This is a genomic window from Bradyrhizobium sp. WSM471, from assembly GCF_000244915.1.
In the GTDB taxonomy this organism is placed as follows: domain Bacteria; phylum Pseudomonadota; class Alphaproteobacteria; order Rhizobiales; family Xanthobacteraceae; genus Bradyrhizobium.
The window spans coordinates 5,005,170-5,021,980 of sequence record NZ_CM001442.1 but is presented as its reverse complement, the minus strand read 5'-3'; the positions used below and the strand labels follow the sequence as shown (position 1 = coordinate 5,021,980).

At 65.2% G+C, this 16,811-nt stretch carries 16 protein-coding genes and 1 tRNA gene; 9 read left to right on the top strand and 8 right to left on the bottom strand.

Going from position 1 to position 16,811, the window contains the following annotated elements:
* Positions 1 to 118 precede the first annotated feature (118 nt).
* Positions 119 to 2,596, bottom strand: coding sequence for a PAS domain-containing sensor histidine kinase (locus BRA471DRAFT_RS22530; protein WP_007611417.1), 2,478 nt, complete (start codon positions 2,594 to 2,596; stop codon positions 119 to 121).
* Here BRA471DRAFT_RS22530 and BRA471DRAFT_RS38415 point away from each other — a divergent pair, their 5' ends adjacent.
* The 5 genes from BRA471DRAFT_RS38415 to BRA471DRAFT_RS22510 all read left to right on the top strand — a co-directional run bounded on the left by BRA471DRAFT_RS38415 (position 2,597) and on the right by BRA471DRAFT_RS22510 (position 7,423).
* Positions 2,597 to 2,815, top strand: a complete 219-nt coding sequence (locus BRA471DRAFT_RS38415; RefSeq protein ID WP_157234090.1) for a hypothetical protein — start codon at positions 2,597 to 2,599, stop codon at positions 2,813 to 2,815.
* A complete protein-coding gene (locus tag BRA471DRAFT_RS22525) occupies positions 2,812 to 3,894 on the top strand; it encodes a putative zinc-binding metallopeptidase (protein ID WP_007611416.1) in 1,083 nt (360 codons plus the stop codon). The genes BRA471DRAFT_RS38415 and BRA471DRAFT_RS22525 overlap by 4 nt, the downstream gene beginning before the upstream one ends.
* Before the next feature lie 183 nt (positions 3,895 to 4,077).
* The gene (locus BRA471DRAFT_RS22520; RefSeq protein WP_007611415.1) at positions 4,078 to 6,093 is read left to right on the top strand and encodes an acetyl/propionyl/methylcrotonyl-CoA carboxylase subunit alpha; all 2,016 of its coding nucleotides are present in this window, start codon (positions 4,078 to 4,080) and stop codon (positions 6,091 to 6,093) included.
* 167 nt (positions 6,094 to 6,260) lie between these two features.
* Positions 6,261 to 7,127 carry an oxaloacetate decarboxylase gene (locus BRA471DRAFT_RS22515; RefSeq protein WP_007611411.1) on the top strand — a complete coding sequence of 289 codons (867 nt, stop codon included), beginning with the start codon at positions 6,261 to 6,263 and terminating at the stop codon, positions 7,125 to 7,127.
* Positions 7,124 to 7,423, top strand: coding sequence for an acylphosphatase (locus BRA471DRAFT_RS22510; RefSeq protein WP_007611410.1), 300 nt, complete (start codon positions 7,124 to 7,126; stop codon positions 7,421 to 7,423). The genes BRA471DRAFT_RS22515 and BRA471DRAFT_RS22510 overlap by 4 nt, the downstream gene beginning before the upstream one ends.
* An 8-nt stretch (positions 7,424 to 7,431) precedes the next feature.
* Here BRA471DRAFT_RS22510 and BRA471DRAFT_RS22505 read toward each other — a convergent pair whose 3' ends face one another.
* Positions 7,432 to 8,952, bottom strand: coding sequence for a PAS domain-containing sensor histidine kinase (locus BRA471DRAFT_RS22505; protein ID WP_007611409.1), 1,521 nt, complete (start codon positions 8,950 to 8,952; stop codon positions 7,432 to 7,434).
* Between the two features lie 151 nt (positions 8,953 to 9,103).
* The gene (locus tag BRA471DRAFT_RS22500; RefSeq protein ID WP_007611408.1) at positions 9,104 to 9,958 is read right to left on the bottom strand and encodes a LysR substrate-binding domain-containing protein; all 855 of its coding nucleotides are present in this window, start codon (positions 9,956 to 9,958) and stop codon (positions 9,104 to 9,106) included.
* A gap of 112 nt (positions 9,959 to 10,070) precedes the next feature.
* Between BRA471DRAFT_RS22500 and BRA471DRAFT_RS22495 the strand changes: the two genes are divergently transcribed.
* Positions 10,071 to 10,493: a 4-oxalocrotonate tautomerase family protein gene (locus tag BRA471DRAFT_RS22495; protein ID WP_007611404.1), complete on the top strand. Its 423-nt coding sequence runs from the start codon at positions 10,071 to 10,073 to the stop codon at positions 10,491 to 10,493.
* 61 nt (positions 10,494 to 10,554) lie between these two features.
* Here BRA471DRAFT_RS22495 and BRA471DRAFT_RS22490 read toward each other — a convergent pair whose 3' ends face one another.
* The gene (locus BRA471DRAFT_RS22490) at positions 10,555 to 11,268 is read right to left on the bottom strand and encodes a DNA helicase (protein WP_007611403.1); all 714 of its coding nucleotides are present in this window, start codon (positions 11,266 to 11,268) and stop codon (positions 10,555 to 10,557) included.
* 198 nt (positions 11,269 to 11,466) lie between these two features.
* Positions 11,467 to 12,213 (bottom strand): lipoyl(octanoyl) transferase LipB, encoded by a 747-nt coding sequence (gene lipB, locus BRA471DRAFT_RS22485; RefSeq protein WP_007611402.1) that lies wholly within the window; start codon positions 12,211 to 12,213, stop codon positions 11,467 to 11,469.
* Between the two features lie 80 nt (positions 12,214 to 12,293).
* On the opposite strand from lipB, the gene BRA471DRAFT_RS22480 reads away from it, so the two are divergent.
* From BRA471DRAFT_RS22480 to BRA471DRAFT_RS22470, 3 genes are all read left to right on the top strand, one after another.
* Complete coding sequence (locus BRA471DRAFT_RS22480) at positions 12,294 to 12,536, top strand: FliM/FliN family flagellar motor switch protein (RefSeq protein WP_007603171.1); 243 nt, start codon at positions 12,294 to 12,296, stop codon at positions 12,534 to 12,536.
* Positions 12,537 to 12,721: 185 nt separating this feature from the next.
* A tRNA-Leu gene (locus BRA471DRAFT_RS22475) sits at positions 12,722 to 12,806 on the top strand.
* A 282-nt stretch (positions 12,807 to 13,088) separates the two neighbouring features.
* Positions 13,089 to 13,697: a cysteine hydrolase family protein gene (locus BRA471DRAFT_RS22470; protein ID WP_007611401.1), complete on the top strand. Its 609-nt coding sequence runs from the start codon at positions 13,089 to 13,091 to the stop codon at positions 13,695 to 13,697.
* A gap of 12 nt (positions 13,698 to 13,709) precedes the next feature.
* On the opposite strand, the gene BRA471DRAFT_RS22465 is transcribed toward BRA471DRAFT_RS22470, so the two are convergent.
* The 3 genes from BRA471DRAFT_RS22465 to BRA471DRAFT_RS22455 all read right to left on the bottom strand — a co-directional run bounded on the left by BRA471DRAFT_RS22465 (position 13,710) and on the right by BRA471DRAFT_RS22455 (position 16,795).
* Positions 13,710 to 14,870, bottom strand: a complete 1,161-nt coding sequence (locus BRA471DRAFT_RS22465; protein ID WP_007611399.1) for a DUF305 domain-containing protein — start codon at positions 14,868 to 14,870, stop codon at positions 13,710 to 13,712.
* Entirely contained in the window at positions 14,867 to 15,046 is a 180-nt protein-coding gene (locus BRA471DRAFT_RS22460; protein WP_007603181.1) for a CsbD family protein, read from the bottom strand. Before BRA471DRAFT_RS22460 ends, BRA471DRAFT_RS22465 begins: the two co-directional genes overlap by 4 nt.
* A 144-nt stretch (positions 15,047 to 15,190) precedes the next feature.
* Positions 15,191 to 16,795, bottom strand: coding sequence for an alpha-amylase family glycosyl hydrolase (locus tag BRA471DRAFT_RS22455; RefSeq protein WP_007611397.1), 1,605 nt, complete (start codon positions 16,793 to 16,795; stop codon positions 15,191 to 15,193).
* Between the last annotated feature and the right edge of the window lie 16 nt (positions 16,796 to 16,811).

The following is a 16,811-nucleotide window of genomic DNA, read 5'->3' as shown; positions in this document are numbered from 1 at the left end:
TCATTGCGAGCGGAGCGAAGCAATCCAGACTGTCTCCGCGGAGCGAGTTCTGGATTGCTTCGTCGCAAGGACTCCTCGCAATGACGGAATCTGTGGAGGCGTCTCGCGATCGTCACACTCATCGCGCCATCGACGGCTTTGCCGTGATCGCCTTGCGCAAGATGCGCGACAGCGATTCGACCGAATACGGCTTCTGGATCAGCTCGAAACCGCGATCGGCGTTCTCGGCGAGAACGTTGCTGTAACCAGAGGTGAGCACGACGGGCAGGCCCGGATAGCGTTCGCGGATGATGCCGGCGAGCTCGACGCCGTTCATGCCGGGCATGATGACGTCGGAGAAGACGAGGTCGACGGCGAACTCGTTCTCGCCGAGGATGGCGAGCGCCGCATTGGCGTTGGCGGCACGGCGGACGACATAGCCGAGGTCTTCCAGCAGCTCCGTGGAGAACCGGCCGACCTCGTCGTCGTCTTCCACCACGAGCACGCGATAGCCGCGCCCGGTGGCCGCGGCCTCATAGGTCAGCGCCGCCGCTTCCTGTTCCGTGGCGGGGCTTTGCGCCTGCGGCAGATAGATGGTGAAGGTCGCGCCTTCACCAAGCGTGCTCGTCACGGCGATGTCGCCCTCGGACTGCTTTGCGAAGCCGAAGGCCTGGCTCAGGCCGAGGCCGGTGCCCTTGCCGACCTCCTTGGTGGTGAAGAACGGCTCGAAGATGGCCTCGATGTTTTCCGGCGCGATGCCGCTGCCGGTGTCGGCGACCGAGATCGCGACATAGTCGCCGCCGCGCGCCGATTGCGCTCGCAGGTTGGGGATGCCCTGAACTTTCCGGACCGCTATCGTAAGGCGGCCTTCGCCGTCCATGGCGTCGCGTGCGTTGATGGCGAGGTTGATCAACGCGGTCTCGAACTGCGCGATATCGGCGACCGTGAAGCAGTCGCCATCGTGAACCTCCACCGCGATGTCGATGCGGCCACCGACCAGCGGCCGCACCAGTTGCGCGACGCCTTCAACCTGGCTGGCGACGTTGAAGATCTGCGGTTTCAGCGGCTGCCGGCGCGCGAAGGCCAGCAGCTGGGCGGTCAGCTTGGAGGCACGCTCGACGGTGTCGGAGATGGCATCGACATAACGGCGGCGGCGCTCCTCCGGCAGCTCGCGGCGGCGCAGGAAATCGGTGGCCGAGCGGATGATGGTGAGCAGATTGTTGAAGTCGTGCGCGACGCCGCCGGTGAGCTGGCCGATCGCCTCCATCTTCTGCGATTGCCGCAACGCTTCCTCGCCGCGGCGGCGTTCGGTGATGTCGACAGCCTCGGGCACCGCGCCGGTGATGTTGCCGTGGCGGTCGAGCACCGGGCGCATGCCGAACTCGAAATCGCGCTCGCCGATGGGAAGGCGCAGGCGCATCTCCAGCCGCACGGCTTCGCCCTTGAGCACGGTGTCGAAGGCCTCGCGCACCAGCGCGCTCATGCCCTCCGTCGCGCTGAACCAGGGCGTCTGCCACAGCGGCTTTCCGATCACGTCCGCGGGGCTCGCCTTGATGCCGTCGAGTGCGTTCTTGTTGGCGTAAAGCAGCTCGCCCCTGAGATTGACGAGGCCCTGATACTGGTTGCTGGTCTCCAGGATCGCGCGCAGCCGCGCCTCGTTGGATTCGAGCTCGGCGGTGCGCTCGACGATGCGTTCTTCCAGCGTCTCGTTGAGCTGCCGGAGCTCGATCTCGGCCTGCTTGGCCACCGTGATGTCATGGGCAACGCCGATGAAGCCGATATGCCTGCCGGTCGGGTCCCAGCGCGGCTGCGATTCCGAACGTAGCCAGCGCCATTCGCCGGCGGCGTTCTTGTAGCGGGCTTCCAGCACGAACGGTTTGAGCGATGCTTCGCCCTGAACGGATTGCTGCAGCACGTGCGGCAGGTCGTCCGGATGCAGCACCTTGCGCCAGTCGAAGGCAATGGCCTGGTCGTAGGGCAGGCCGACGAAATCGACATAGGCCTGGTTGGCAAAGGACCGAGTGCGGTCGAGTTTCGTGACCCAGATCGGCACCGGCGCGCTGTTGGCGATCAGCCGGAAGCGCTCCTCGCTCTCGCGTAGGGTCTCGCGCACCAGCATCTGGTCGGTGACGTCGATATGGGCGCCGACGAGGCGGAGGGCACGGCCATCCGTGTCGCGCTCGATCTTGGCGACGACGCGGATCCAGCGGGTCTCGCCGTCGTTAGGGCGGATGATGCGGTATTCGGCGGTGTAGTCCTCGCTGGTGCCGGACAGCGCGTCGATGAAATGCTTCACCGTAGCGTCGCGCTCGTCGGGATGAATGCGATTGACCCAGTCCTCGTGCGACTCGTCGGCGGCTTCCGGCGGCAGGCCGTGGAGCATCAGATATTCCGGCGAACGGCGGTTCTTGAAGCCTTCGCGGAAGTCGACTTCGAGACCGCCGACCTTGCCGATGCGCTGGATGCGCGCAAGCTCGGCTTCGCGCTCCTGGAGCGCGCGATAGGCGTTGTCGCGCTCGCGTGCGACGTCTTCCAGGTGCTGGCGCAGCCTTTCGGCGGCGAAGGTCTCGGGCAAAGGATCGTTCAAGGCGGTGGCCGTTGTGATGCGGGAGCGCACGTGGCCGACCGATCTTCACACAGACGAAGCGTGATGGCCATTGCTCAAAGGAAATATGGAAAGAAAGACGTCGCCGAATGCAGTGTGGTGGGCATGAACGAACGCCGGGTCTGGCTATTTGTTCCGAACCTTGGAACGATGAGCCTTCCGGGCGCGTATCTCCGGGGCGCTACAACTTTCATTCCCAAAAGCTCCCTTTCCGAAGAGGCTAAATCTTGAAGCTTTTTGTCTGCCAGGCCTGCGGCAACGTGCTCTATTTCGAGAACCGCGCCTGCGAACGCTGCGGCCATCGGGTCGCGTTCCTGCCGGAGAAGGAGACGATGTCGGCGATCGAGCCCGACGGAGAGGCTCAAGGTGGGGCCTGGCGGACGCTGGCTACCAAGGGCGAAAGTCGCATGCTCTGCAGCAATGCCGAGCATGATGCATGCAACTGGCTGACGGATGCGGGCGATACCACCGGCTATTGCCGCGCCTGCCGCCATAACGGCGTCGTGCCGGATCTGTCGGATCCGGCGCAACTCGCCGGCTGGCGCGAGCTGGAGATGGCGAAGCACCGGCTGTTCTATTCCCTGATCCGCTGGAAGCTGCCGCTCCAGACCCGGCAGGACAATCCCGAACATGGCCTGATCTTCAATTTCCTCGCCGACGATCCGCAGAGCGGGCAGAAGGTCCTGACCGGCCACGACAACGGCCTGATCACGATCGCGCTGACCGAGGCGGACGACATCGAGCGCGAGCGGCGCAGGCTGGAGATGGGCGAGCCCTACCGGACGCTGCTCGGGCATTTCCGCCACGAGGTCGGGCACTATTTCTGGGATGTACTGGTGCGCGACGGCGGCAAGCTGGACGAATGCCGCGCCGTGTTCGGCGACGATTCCGCCGATTACGGCCAGGCCTTGCAGCGCCACTATGCCGAAGGCGCCCCGGCTGACTGGCAGCAGAACTACGTTTCAGCCTACGCGACCACGCATCCCTGGGAAGATTTCGCCGAGACCTGGGCGCACTATCTTCACATCGTCGACACCCTGGAGATGGCTAGCGAGTTCGGCATGGAGGTGCGGCCCAAGGTGGACCGCGACGGGGAGTTGACGACGCGTATCCGCTTCAACCCTTACGATGCGAGGGACGTCGAGGCCATCGTCAACGCATGGCTGCCTTTCACCTTCGCCATGAACAGCGTCAACCGCGCCATGGGCATGCGCGACCTCTATCCGTTCATCCTCTCGCCGGTCGTGGTCGAGAAGCTCGGCTTCATTCACGGCCTGGTCCGGGACGCCGCCAAGGCCGGGAAGCCGTAGGCCGTCCGGGGCCTGCCAGGCCCGTTTCGGTCTTGCTTCGGTCTTGCGCTGGTACGCCAGAGGGGCCGGATTTTGACCGTTGCCTCCGGCCTATTTTGATGTACCACGGGAGCCACACGGCCCCTCCCATAGGCTCCAACGGCCAGGGAAGGGTCCCGCCCAAGGTCGAGACTCAAGAAAAGCATGTTCAAACGCATTCTGATCGCCAATCGCGGCGAAATCGCCTGCCGGGTCATCAAGACCGCTCGCCGCATGGGAGTTCAGACGGTCGCGGTCTATTCCGAGGCCGACCGCGACGCTCTCCATGTCGAGATGGCCGACGAGGCCGTGCTGATCGGCCCGCCGGCTGCGGCCGAGAGTTATCTGGTGATCGAGAAGATCGTGGAGGCCTGCCGCAAGACCGGCGCCGAGGCCGTGCATCCCGGTTACGGCTTCCTGTCCGAGCGCGAGGCGTTTCCGCGCGCGCTGGAGGCGGCCGGCATCGTCTTCATCGGCCCCAACCCGGGCGCGATCGCGGCGATGGGCGACAAGATCGAATCCAAAAGGGCTGCCGCGAAGGCAAAAGTCTCGACCGTGCCCGGCTATCTCGGCGTCATCGAGGACGCCACGCACGCGGTCAGGATCGCCGACGAGATCGGCTATCCCGTGATGATCAAGGCCTCCGCCGGCGGCGGCGGCAAGGGCATGCGCATCGCGCATTCGACCTCCGAGGTCGCCGAGGGTTTCAACCTCGCCAAGGCCGAGGCCAAGGCCTCGTTCGGCGACGACCGCGTCTTCATCGAGAAGTTCATCGTCGACCCCCGCCACATCGAGATCCAGCTGCTGGGCGACAAGCACGGCAACGTGATCTATCTCGGCGAGCGCGAATGCTCGATCCAGCGCCGCAACCAGAAGGTCATCGAGGAAGCACCGTCGCCGCTGCTCGACGAAGCCACCCGCCGCAAGATGGGCGAGCAGGCGGTCGCACTCGCCAAGGCCGTGAATTACGACTCCGCCGGCACCGTCGAATTCGTCGCGGGGCAGGACAAGAGCTTCTACTTCCTGGAGATGAACACGCGCCTCCAGGTCGAGCATCCCGTCACCGAGCTCGTCACCGGCGTCGACCTCGTCGAGCAGATGCTCCGCGTTGCCGCCGGCGAGAAGCTCGCCATTGCGCAGAAGGACGTCACGCTGACCGGCTGGGCCGTGGAGTCGCGCCTCTACGCGGAGGACCCGTTCCGCAACTTCCTGCCCTCGATCGGTCGCCTGGTGAAATACCGTCCGCCGGCGGAAGCGAGCCAGGACGGCATCACCGTGCGCAACGATACCGGCGTGCAGGAGGGCGGCGAGATCTCGATCCATTACGATCCGATGATCGCCAAGCTCGTCACCCACGCGCCGTCACGCGCGGCCGCGATCGAGGCGCAGGCCACCGCGCTGGACTCGTTCTACGTGGACGGTATCCGTCACAACATCCCGTTCCTGTCGGCGCTGATGCATCATCCGCGCTGGCGCGAAGGCCGGCTCTCCACCGGCTTCATCGCCGAGGAATTCCCCAGGGGCTTTGCCGTCCGCGTGCCGGAGGGCGAGGTCGCACGGCGGCTTGCCGCGGTCGGTGCCGCCATCGATCACGTGCTCGGCGAGCGCAAGCGGCAGATCTCGGGTCAGATGGGCGGCCGCATCGTGCAGCGCGAGCGGCGCCGTGCGGTCTGGCTCGAGCGCCAGGAGATCCTGCTGGAGATCGCGCGCGAGGGCGAGGCGGTCGCGGTGCGTTTTGTCGATGCCGACGGCAAGGCTGGCAATGCGCATCTGTTGCAATCGCCGTGGAAGCCGGGCGATCCGGTCTGGCAGGGCACCATCGACGGGCACCTCGTGGCGGTGCAGGTGCGCCCGATCGCGAACGGCATCCGCCTCGCGCATCAGGGCGTCGAGGTGCCGGTCTATGTCTGGACCGAAGCGGAAGCTGCCTCGGCGCGGCTGATGCCGGTGACCACGGCTGCCGACACCGGCAAGAAGCTGCTTTGTCCGATGCCCGGTCTCGTGGTCTCGATCGCGGTGACCGAGGGGCAGGAGGTCAAGGCCGGCGAGACGCTCGCGGTGGTCGAAGCCATGAAGATGCAGAACGTGCTGCGCGCCGAACAGGACGGCACCGTAAAGAAGATCCACGCCAGCGCCGGCGCGACGCTCGCGGTGGACGCGCTGATTTTGGAGTTTGCGTAGGGGCCCAATGTCGTCCTGGCGAAAGCCAGGACCCATTACCCCAGGGAGTAGTTGTTGATGGCGATGGTGGCCGTCATTTTCTGCCACCATATCCAATTGTGGTAATGGGTCCTGGCTTTCGCCAGCACGACGGCGGGGACGCAATTCGCACTAACCGAGACATCACCATGGCCCTTCGTTCCCGCCGCGAAAAATTGCGATCGATCCTGTCGGGCGCGACTTGCGTCCATCCCGGCTCGGTCTACGACGCCATCTCGATCCGCATCGCCGAGGATCTCGGTTTCCCGCTCGGCATGTTCGGCGGCTCGGTGGCTTCGCTCGCGGTACTCGGCGACCCCGACATCACGTTGATCACGCTCACCGAGCTTGCCGAGCAGATGCGGCGGATGTCACGCGCGGCAACGCTTCCGGTGCTGGTCGATGCCGATCACGGCTATGGCAACGCGCTCAACGTGCGCCGCACGGTGCAGGAGCTGGAGATGGCGGGCGCCGCCGGCCTCACCATCGAGGACACGCTGCTGCCGGCTGGGTTCGGCGAGGCGAAGACGCAGCTGATCTCGCTGGAGGAGGGCGTCGGCAAGATGAAGGCGGCACTCGACAGCCGCGGCGATCCTTCGCTCGTCATCATGGGTCGCACCGGTGCGGCCTCGATCACTTCGACCGAGGATGCGATCCGCCGCGCCAGGGCTTATGAGGCTACTGGCGTCGACGCGCTGTTCTTCACCGGCATCAAGTCGCGCGCCGAGCTCGAGGCGGTCGCGTCCGCCACGCATCTGCCGATCGTGCTCGGCGGCGCGCCGGAGGAGTTGAACGTGCTCGAATACCTCGCTGGCCAGCGCGTGCGCATCGCGCTTCAGGGCCATGCGCCGATCGCGGCCGCAACACAGGCCGTCTACGAGACACAGAAGGCGCTGCGCGACGGCACTCCGCCGAAGAATCTCAAAGGCCTCCCGTCATCGGACTTGACCAGCCGCATCACGCGGGAGGCCGACGTCAAGGCGCGGAGCGCCGACGTCCTCGGACTGCAACAATGAGCCGGGCGATCCTCCAGGTCATGATCCGCGGCCGCGTGCAGGGCGTCGGCTACCGGGCCTGGCTCGAGTATCAGGCGACGACGTGCGGTCTCGAAGGCTGGGTCCGCAACCGCCGCGACGGCAGCGTCGAAGCGCTGTTCGCAGGGCCGCCGAAGCACGTCGCCGACATGGTGGCGCTGTGCCGCCACGGCCCGCCGTCCTCGCGCGTCGACAGCGTCACCAGCGAGACGGCCGACGCCGATGAGCTGAACTTGCGCCGGGCAGGCGAGGCGTTTTCGGTGTTGCCGACGGTGTAGCTCAAGAATCACCGCGGCAGCTTGGCGATTGCCTCGCTCAATTCGTGGATCTCGTAGGGCTTGCGCAGGATCGGGAAATCGCCGCGCACGCCTGCGGCGACTTCGCTGTAGCCGGTGGCGAGCAGGATCGGCAGGCCGGGGCGGATCTGGCGGAGGTGATGGGCGAGGCTGAGCCCGTCCATCTTGCCGGGCATGACGATATCCGAGAACACGAAGTCGACGCCGTTCTTCTCGATCTCGCTCAAGGCGGCTTCGGCGTCCGCGACGCGACGCACCTGATAACCGAGCTGCTCCAGAAGACCGATGCTGACGGCGGCGACGTCCGGATTGTCCTCGACCAGCAGCACCGTGCCGCTGCCCTGGAACGCCGGTTCTCCCGCCGCCTCGCGCGATGGCTCGTCTTCTCCGCGCGGCAGGAGGATGGTGAAGGTCGTGCCCTTGCCGAGCGCGCTCGCGACCCGGATCGTGCCGCCGGCCTGATGGGCGAAGCCGTGCACCTGGGAGAGACCGAGGCCGGTGCCCTTTCCGATCGGCTTGGTCGTGAAGAACGGCTCGAAGATCTTGTCGAGAACGTCGGAGGGAATACCGAGGCCGGTATCGCTGACGTCGATCGCGATGAATTCGCCCACGAGGGGATCCTCGTCGAGCACGAGATTGCGCGCTGCGATCGTCACCGTGCCTCCGTCGGGCATCGCGTCGCGGGCATTGATGACGAGGTTGAGCAGCGCGGTCTCGAGCTCGGAAACGTCGGTCCTGATCGGCCAGACGTCGTCGCTGACGTCGAAGGCCAGGCGCACGGAGCTGCCGACGCCGGCATCGAGCACCTCGCGGATCGCCGCGATGCGGTCGGCGAAGTCGATCGCCTGCGGATTGACGCTCTGCCGCCGCGCGAACGTAAGGAGCTGGTTGGTCAGCGCCGCGCCGCGCTTGGTAGCGGTCTCGATCGCCGAGATCGCGCGCTGAAGCTTGGCGTCGTCGTTGGCCCCTCGTTTCAGCATGTGGAGGCTGCCGCTGATGATCATCAGGAGGTTGTTGAAGTCGTGGGCGACCCCGCCGGTGAGCTGGCCGAGCGCATCGAATTTCTGGGATTCGGCGAGCTGCTTCTGCATCGCCTCGAGCTTGAGCTGGGTATTGCGGCGCTCGGTGATGTCGCGCGTGATCTTCGCGAAGCCGACCAGCTCGCCGGCCTCGTAGATCGGATCGATCACGACGCTGGCCCAGAAGAAGGTGCCGTCCTTGCGGACGCGCCAGCCTTCCTCCTCGTAGCGGCCCTTTTCCCGCGCAATCCCGAGCGCCCGGGCGGGCTTGCCGTTGGCGCGGTCGGTCTCGGTGTAGAAACGGGAAAAGTGCTGGCCGAGGATCTCCCCGGGCGAATAGCCCTTGATGCGCTCGCCGCCGATGTTCCAGCTGGTGATTCTCCCGGTGGGATCCAGCATGTACAGGGCGTAGTCCGCGACCCCTTCAACCAACAGGCGGAAACTGCGTTCGCTTTCGAACAAATCCCTCTGCTGACTAGACTTCTCGATCATTCCCGGACCCTGCCTTAACCGGGGCAAACGCGGTAGGTGGCGGATTGTTCCGAAGATTTGGAACCTTTTTAGGCAATATTGCGGGCCCGTATGCAGGGCGCAAGCTAGCGGACGCTCGCAGCGTTAGGCGATCTTGTAAACCGGTCTGGCGTCAGACCGCCGCCGCGCTCCGGAACGTCGCCGCCACCGCGCGCAGCGCCGCAAGCTTTGCGGGATCGCTGACCTTCGAATGCAGCATCACCTTGGAGCTGCCGAGTTTTGGCAGCTTCTGGACTGGCCCGATGTCGACCAGCCCAGGAGGTGCGATCCGTCGCGCCAGCGGTGCGATGGCAAGTCCGGCGAGCGCGGCTGCCACCACGGCGGTGACGCCACCGCCGACAAAACGCTCACGCCATGTGAGGCCGGCCTTGTCGAGCGCGCGCACGGCGATGGCGCGGACGCCGCAGGGCGGAGCGAGGGTTGCGAGCGGCAAAGGCTGCCCCTTTGGCACGGTGAAGCGTCTTGACGCGAACCAGCCGAATTCGTCCTCGGCCAGCCTCTCGCCGCCGCGGCGGCTGCCTTCCTGGCGCACGATCACCGCATCCAGTTGGCCGGAATCATAGGCCTCCTGCATCTCGCGTGAGAAGCCGATGGTGACGGCGAGGGTGAGGTTCGACGACATCGCATGCAGGCGTTCGAGCAGCGGTACCAGCTCCGGCCCCGCGGCATGGTCGGAGATGCCGAGCGAGAGCGACTGCGCGAGCGAGGCCTCGCCCGACAGCGCGCGGTCATGTGCCGCGATCAGCGCGCGGGCGCGATCGAGGAACGTCGCGCCGTCTGCCGTGAGCCGGACCGCGCGCGGCGAGCGCTCGACGAGGCGCCTGCCGAGCAGCGTTTCCAGCCGTTGCAGCTTGAGGCTGACGGCCGCCTGGGTCGTGCCAAGGACCTCGGCGGTGCGCGTAAAACTCTGGAGGTCGGCGACCAGCAGGAAGGCCTGGACAGTGGCGATGTCGAGCGTTGCTGTCATTATGATATCTTATCACTGGTATCAACAGAGATAAGATACCAAAATGTCGAGGGTCGGTCTAGCTTCTCATCAACGCCGCGCAACACCTGCGCGACATCCGAGGAGAACGACCATGCCGCTGATCACCGTGTCCTACACCACCTCCCGCCAGTCGCCCTCGCTGAAGGCCGACATCGCGAGCGCCGTGTCCGAACTCACCGCAAAAATCCTGCACAAGGACCCTGAGGTCACCGCCATCATCGTGAAACCGGTCGAGGCGGGCGACTGGTTCGCCGGCGGCAAGTCGCTCGCAGAGCAGAAGCTCGCGAGCTACTGGATCGACATCCACGTCAGCGAAGGCACCAATACCAAGGACGAGAAGGCCGCCTATCTCGCCGCGATGTTCCAGCGCATGGCCGGGATCCTGGGTCCGCTGCATCACGAGACCTATCTGCATGTCGACGAGGTCAAGGGCGACGCCTACGGCTTTGGCGGCCTGACCCAGGAGCGGCGCTACATCGCCGGCAAGCTCGAGGTTTCCCCCGAGAAGGCGTGAGGAGGGAGGCCGCGGGTGAACGATCTCACCCGCGGCCTGAACCGGTTGGGCCTCCTGATCGTCAGCTCGCTATGCGAAACTGAACTTCGTCCTTGTTCAGGAAACAGGTCTTGTCGAACAGCTTCAAATCAAGCGGGTTCGGCAGCCTGACATCGTCCAGGTCAGGGCAGGGTTTGAGCGAGGGATCATAGGAGCGGTCGATCTGCGAGATGAAGACGACGACCAATCCTTTGTCGCGCGCGAATGATTTCAACGCGCGCACCTGAACGGTGAGATCGGGATTTTCCCGCCGCTGATCGAGCAGTTGCAGATAGTCGATCACCACGACCGTGCCGCGCGGTGCTGCGGCCATCTGCTTGACGACGCAATCGGCACTGATGGCGTCGGAGCAATCGACCTCGAGGAGTTTTTCGAATTGCGCCGGGTCTACGCCGACCCTCCGAAGGCGATCCAGAACGTCTTTCTCGGTGTATTCGAGCGAGAAGAACGCGGCGCGGTGGCCCGACCGCATCGCCTCCACCGCAAGCTCGAGGCTCATCAGGGTCTTGCCCTGGCCGGCGCGCGCGCCCACCAGCACCAGGTCACCCGGTTGGAATTGCGGGAAAAACCTGTTGGCCGGGCTCGCTGCGGCCGCTTTCGCCGCGAGCATGCTCCAGGCGAAAAAGCCTTCCGTCGCGGCGATGCGGTCGAGCGCATCGTGTAGCGGAATGCCTTCCTCGCGAGACAGGCGCTTTGCTCTTCGCTTCAGATGATAGATGGGTGCAGACAGTCTCATCGCAAAAACCTCCCATTGCGAGCTGAAACGCAACCCCTCCTTATGCCTGGCGCTCGAACAGTCGGTCCGAAGATCAAATCGCCCGGCATGACATCTGCTTTCCCGGCGGAGGGGGGAGGCGTGGGCGACACCGGAATCGAGCCTAGCCGATTCCGCATTGGCGGAAAACGATAGAGGCGGGGCGCTCTACAGAAAGCGTTAGACGGCTTCCGGGATCAGCGCCCGGGTCGGCCCGAACAGCTCCTCGAAGGCCTGCCGGAGCGCGACGTCGACATCGGACATCGTCACGAGCTGGCCGAGATCGACCAGCGAGGTGACGCCGTAGCGGGGATCGGCGACGCCGCAGGGCACGATGCCGGCGAAATGCGACAGCTCCGGCTCGACATTGATGGCGATGCCGTGAAACGAGACCCAGCGCTTCAGTCGGACGCCGATCGCCGCGATCTTGTCCTCGTGCTCGGGTCCCTTGTCGGGCCGCTTCACCCAGACGCCGACCCGGTCCTCGCGCCGCTCGCCACGGATGTTGAAGGCGGCGAGCGTCCGCACAATCAGCTCCTCCAGGCTCGCGACATAGGCCCGGACGTCCGGCCGCCGGCGCTTCAGGTCGAGCATGACATAGGCCACGCGCTGGCCGGGCCCGTGGTAGGTGAGCTGGCCGCCGCGCCCGGTGGCAAAGATCGGGAATCGGGCATCGAGCAGGTCGGATTCCTTGCCGGAGGTGCCGGAGGTGTAGAGTGGGGGATGTTCCAGCAGCCAGACCAGCTCCGGAGCTTCACCCGCTGCGATCGCCGCGACGCGCGCCTCCATTTCGGCCACGGCCTCCGGATAGGGCACGGGCGCGTCCGAAATCCGCCACTCCACGGGCTCGCCGGAGGAGGCGGAAAACGCCGTCAAATCGAGCTCTTGACGCTGGTTTTGGCGGGGGTTTTGGGGTGAATTAACCATTGGCTAACCATAACCGGGTGATGATCCCAGGTGCAAATATCAAGTCCCTAGTCCTAGTCCCAAGTTGCGGTGGTGCTGCAGTGCCTACTCTCGACAAAGTCACCGTGGATCTCATGGTCGTCCTCGGGACGACCACCATGCCGATCCATCAGGTATTACGTCTTTCCCGCGGCGCCATCATCGAGCTGGACGCAACCGAGGCCGACGAGGTCAAGGTTCTGGCCAATAATTTGCCGGTCGCCTCCGGCGTCGTGCTGGTCGACCGCAACCGGATCGCGGTCGAGGTCAAGCAGATGCTGCCACGTATCCCGGGCACGCGGTAGCGGCCTGGGCATACGGTAGCGGCCCGGGCAGGCGGAAAAGGCCGATCCCGGCGCGAGGAGCCGGAACTTTCCTGCCAAGCTTGTGGAATTCAGGGCCTTTGGAGGCTTGTACCCCTCTGACGGATTTGTTAGATCGGCGCCGTTGATCCGGTTGGCCTTCAAGCCTCAAGCCGGCATCCCCAAAAGCGCTCGTGGCGGAATTGGTAGACGCGCTGCCTTGAGGTGGCAGTGAGTAAAATCGTGGGGGTTCGAGTCCCTCCGAGCGCACCATTTGGCCACCTCGGTATTGATATTCCTTGGTTATTGATGCCCTCCGGGGGCGTTGCTGCGCAGGGCCCGAATGGCGCTGCCGACGTGAGCCGGGGTCCCGAGCACCGTTCCGATAAAGCGATGATCGTCCTCATTCCATGGCGCCGGCATTGTTCGATTCGGCGCTGCGGCTGGATCGCGCGTGATGGGGAACGATGATCGTCGGGATCGCATTTGCAGTCGGTGAGGTCGCTGCGCAAATGCCGGCTGCGGCGCGTGGCTATGGTTCGACGGTGAAGGACGATGAGAGACAGCGCGTCGGAAGTGACCGACATCGGCGACGCCGTTCACTTGTGCATCGACATGCAGAACATCTTCGCTCCGGGCGGTCTCTGGGAGACGCCATGGATGGCGCGAGTGTTGCCGACGATCGCCTCGATCGTTTCGCGCCATCAGGCCAGAACGATCTTCACGCGATTTATCACGCCCGAGAACCCGGAGGATCGGCCCGGACAGTGGCAGCGCTATTTTCGTCGCTGGCAAGAGGCGACCCGCAAGCATCTGCCGCCATCCGGTCTCGAACTCGTGCCGGCCTTGAGCCGCTTCGTTCCGCCGGCTGCCGTCATCGACAAGCCGGCCTATTCGGCATTCAGCAATCCCGGCCTCGCGAGCCTGCTCATCGAGAAGAACGTCGGCACGGTCGTGATCACGGGCGCAGAGACTGACGTCTGCGTGCTCTCGACGGTCCTGAGCGCCGTCGATCTCGGCTTTCGGGTCGTCATCGTCGAGGATGCGCTGTGCAGCTCGTCCGACGTCGGCCATGATGCACTGATGACGATGTACCGCACCCGCTTTCACGGTCAGGTCGATCTGATGACCGCCGAGGAATTGGCCGAGTTCTGGCGCGAGTAGGGGACGATCCGCTCAATTGACATTGTCGCCGAGCATGTTGCGGAAGGCGGTGGCGACGACGGCAATGCCGCTGGCGCCGTGCATCAGCGCGATCTCGCCCTGCTGCTCGTGGCGGATGGCGTGGGCCATCACACGCAGGCGCAGATCGCCGCCGCTATGCCACATCTGGTCGGCCATCCTGACCGCGCCGGCGTGATGCTTGCTCATGGTCTCGACGAACAGCGTGTCGAATTGGTCCGCCGGCGCGGCCTTGACCTGTCGCATCTCGGCCTGTGTCAGGAAGCCCGGCATGGCGGCACGTTCGTCCGAGCTGCAATCGGGCATCTCGGTGTCGAACCAGCTCAGCCACCAGGTCTCGAAAATCCGGTTCTCGCCGGTCTGGCTTGCGACCATCAGCATCGCCAGCTTTCGCAGATGCGGGTCCTGCGCGCGCTCCGCGGCGATCCGCGCCAGGTCGATGCCCTGGGCGTGATGCGCGGTCATATGACGGATGTAAGTCTGGTCCGCGTCCCTGTCGCGGCCCATCCATGGCGGCTCGTAACCATGGCTGCCGAACAACGCGGCCGCGCCGAGCAGTACGATCAAAGCCATCGCGCCGGTGGTCCAGGCATTGGTGAAGCGAACATCGCGCGCGGGTGCCGCGCCTCGTCTCCAGCGCAACCGGGCGAACAGGGGATACATCACGGCGGAGGAGCCATGGACGAGCAGGCCGATCCAGTACGGCTGCTGCAGCGTGAACAGCGGCTGCCAGAACGGAAACAGCGGCACCAGCACGAACCATTCCATGCTTGACGAGAACACGGCCCAGGGCAGGGCGAGCAGCAGGATCGCCAGCGGCCGCAGGTCGGCGGTCCAGCGCCCGAGCAGGCCGAAGAACACCAGCGCCCAGGAGAAGTCCGCCCATTGGTGAAAGGCGATCCCGGCAAGGATCGCGCTCCACGACGGCTCTGCGCTGATCGCCCAATCGCGCGCGGGGATGGCGGCGACCGTCATCCAGTCGACGGCGGCATCGCGTCCGATCCGCGCGGCGAAGAGCTGGCTGACGATGGTCGAGAAGGTGCTGCTGATCAGGCCGAGTTCGGCGGCGGCGATCCAGCGCGAGCGTCGCCGTGAGGCGGCTTCATCACCGGGACGAATTGAACTGGAAATGGTTGACGGCGCGGCGGCGTTCACGTCAGCTGATTGAGTTTCTTCAACGGATTGAGCTCGCTCGGCTTGCTCTGTTCGTCCCGGCCGCGCTCGGCTTGCTCCTTGCCTTCCTCGTGGAGATCCTGATCGCCGACGATCTCGCCGACCGCCTGTTTCGCCTTGCCAGCGATCCGCTGACCGAGGCCCTTGGTCTTGCTCATGGTCTGCCTCCAGGCTCACGCCGCGGCGCCGGCGCTTGAAGGGGATGAGCGCCGGGGCCGCGGTTTCCTCTATTCAGCCTCCGGCAGGGGGGGACGTCGGAAGCGTTGATGAGACGCGCTGACGCGCGGATGGTTCCTCGGCCGTCATCTTGGCTCGAGTTCGATGATCACGCCTTCATTGCCGCGGAGCAGGATGGTGGCGCCCGGCAACGGCTCGGACGGCAGGTCGAGATGCGTCGACATCAGCAGGCGGCCGCGACCTTGCCAATGCCATTTCCGCGGCTCGGCGGCGATGTTGAGCGCGACCAGAATTTCCCTGCCGCCATCCGTCCGCCTGTAGGCAAGAACGTCGTTCTGCGAGCGTAGCGGCTCGTAGCCGCCGTGGCGCAGGCACGCGTGCTCGCGCCGCAGCGTCATGAGCGCGCGAAACAGCGCCAGGATCGAACGCGCATCGCGCTGCTGCGTGGCCACGTTGGCCGCGCCGTCGGGCGGCTCGAGCGGCAGCCATGGATCGCCGGTGGTAAAGCCGCCGTTGCTGCTGTCATCCCATCGCATCGGCGCGCGTTCGGGATCACGGCAAAGGCCATATCCCGGCACGAGCATCTCGAAGGGATCGCGGACGCGGTCGGCCGGAATGGGAACGCGCTTGCGGCCGATCTCGTCGCCCATGAAGAAGAACGGCGTTCCCCGCAGCGTCAGCAGCAGCATCGCCAGCACGCGCATTTGCGGCTCGCCGATCTTGCTCGCGATCCGTTGCTTGTCGTGACCACCGATCACCCAGACCGGCCATGCATGATCCGGGATGGCGTTGAAATACGCATCGATCGTTGCCTGCAGGGACAGCGCGTCCCATTGCGAGTCCAGCAGCGCGAAATTGAGCGGCAGATGCAGGCGCGGCCGGTCGTTGCCGTAGAAGTGGCCGATGCGGTCGGTCTTGCCCTGGACTTCACCGCATAACATGCGCCCTGGATAACCGTCGATCACCTCGCGGATGAATTCGATGCAATCCATCGTCTCCGGCCGATCGTCGGTAAAGACGGGTGTCTGGCGCTGCGGCGGCGGCTTGCCTTTCGCTTGCGGGTTATGCGGATTGTCGCGCAGCAGCGCGTCCTTGATCAGCACCGCGCTGGCATCGACGCGAAATCCGTCGACGCCGCGATCGAGCCAGAAGCGCATGGCATCGGCGATCGCGGCGCGCAGCTGCGGGTTGCGCCAGTTCAGATCGGGCTGCTCGACCAGGAAGGAGTGATAGTAATATTGCCGCCGCGCCTCGCACCATTCCCAGCCGCTGCCGCCGAAGCGGCTTAGCCAGTTGTTGGGCGGGCCGCCGTTCTCGGCCGCGTCGGCCCAGATGTACCAATCGGCCTTCGCGCTGTTTCGTGAGCTGCTGCTCTCGACGAACCATGCGTGATCGTTCGCAGTATGGTTGGGCACGAGATCGAGGATCACGCGGATCTCCGCGGCGTGCAGGGCCTTGAGCAGGCGGTCGAACGCCTCGAGGCTGCCGAACGCAGGGTCGATCGAGCAGTAGTCGGAGATGTCGTAGCCGAGGTCGCGGAACGGACTCTTGTAGATCGGCGTCAGCCACACCGCGTCGACGCCGAGCCATTTCAGATAGTCGATGCGCGAGGTCAGGCCGGCGAGGTCGCCCTTGCCGTCGCCGTCCGAGTCCTGGAACGAGATCAGTGCGATCTCGTAGATGACGGCGGATTCCCACCACGCACCTTCGTCACGGGACGCCTCGCTCATTGCCTTGCATCACCTC

Coding starts and splice junctions, on each gene's coding strand:
- BRA471DRAFT_RS22520 (WP_007611415.1), top strand. CDS start 4,078: ATGTTCAAACGCATTCTGATCGCCAATCGCGGCGAAATCGCCTGCCGG.
- BRA471DRAFT_RS22515 (WP_007611411.1), top strand. CDS start 6,261: ATGGCCCTTCGTTCCCGCCGCGAAAAATTGCGATCGATCCTGTCGGGC.
- BRA471DRAFT_RS22510 (WP_007611410.1), top strand. CDS start 7,124: ATGAGCCGGGCGATCCTCCAGGTCATGATCCGCGGCCGCGTGCAGGGC.
- BRA471DRAFT_RS22505 (WP_007611409.1), bottom strand. CDS start 8,952: ATGATCGAGAAGTCTAGTCAGCAGAGGGATTTGTTCGAAAGCGAACGC.
- BRA471DRAFT_RS22500 (WP_007611408.1), bottom strand. CDS start 9,958: ATGACAGCAACGCTCGACATCGCCACTGTCCAGGCCTTCCTGCTGGTC.
- BRA471DRAFT_RS22495 (WP_007611404.1), top strand. CDS start 10,071: ATGCCGCTGATCACCGTGTCCTACACCACCTCCCGCCAGTCGCCCTCG.
- BRA471DRAFT_RS22490 (WP_007611403.1), bottom strand. CDS start 11,268: ATGAGACTGTCTGCACCCATCTATCATCTGAAGCGAAGAGCAAAGCGC.
- lipB (WP_007611402.1), bottom strand. CDS start 12,213: ATGGTTAATTCACCCCAAAACCCCCGCCAAAACCAGCGTCAAGAGCTC.
- BRA471DRAFT_RS22470 (WP_007611401.1), top strand. CDS start 13,089: ATGAGAGACAGCGCGTCGGAAGTGACCGACATCGGCGACGCCGTTCAC.
- BRA471DRAFT_RS22460 (WP_007603181.1), bottom strand. CDS start 15,046: ATGAGCAAGACCAAGGGCCTCGGTCAGCGGATCGCTGGCAAGGCGAAA.
- BRA471DRAFT_RS22455 (WP_007611397.1), bottom strand. CDS start 16,795: ATGAGCGAGGCGTCCCGTGACGAAGGTGCGTGGTGGGAATCCGCCGTC.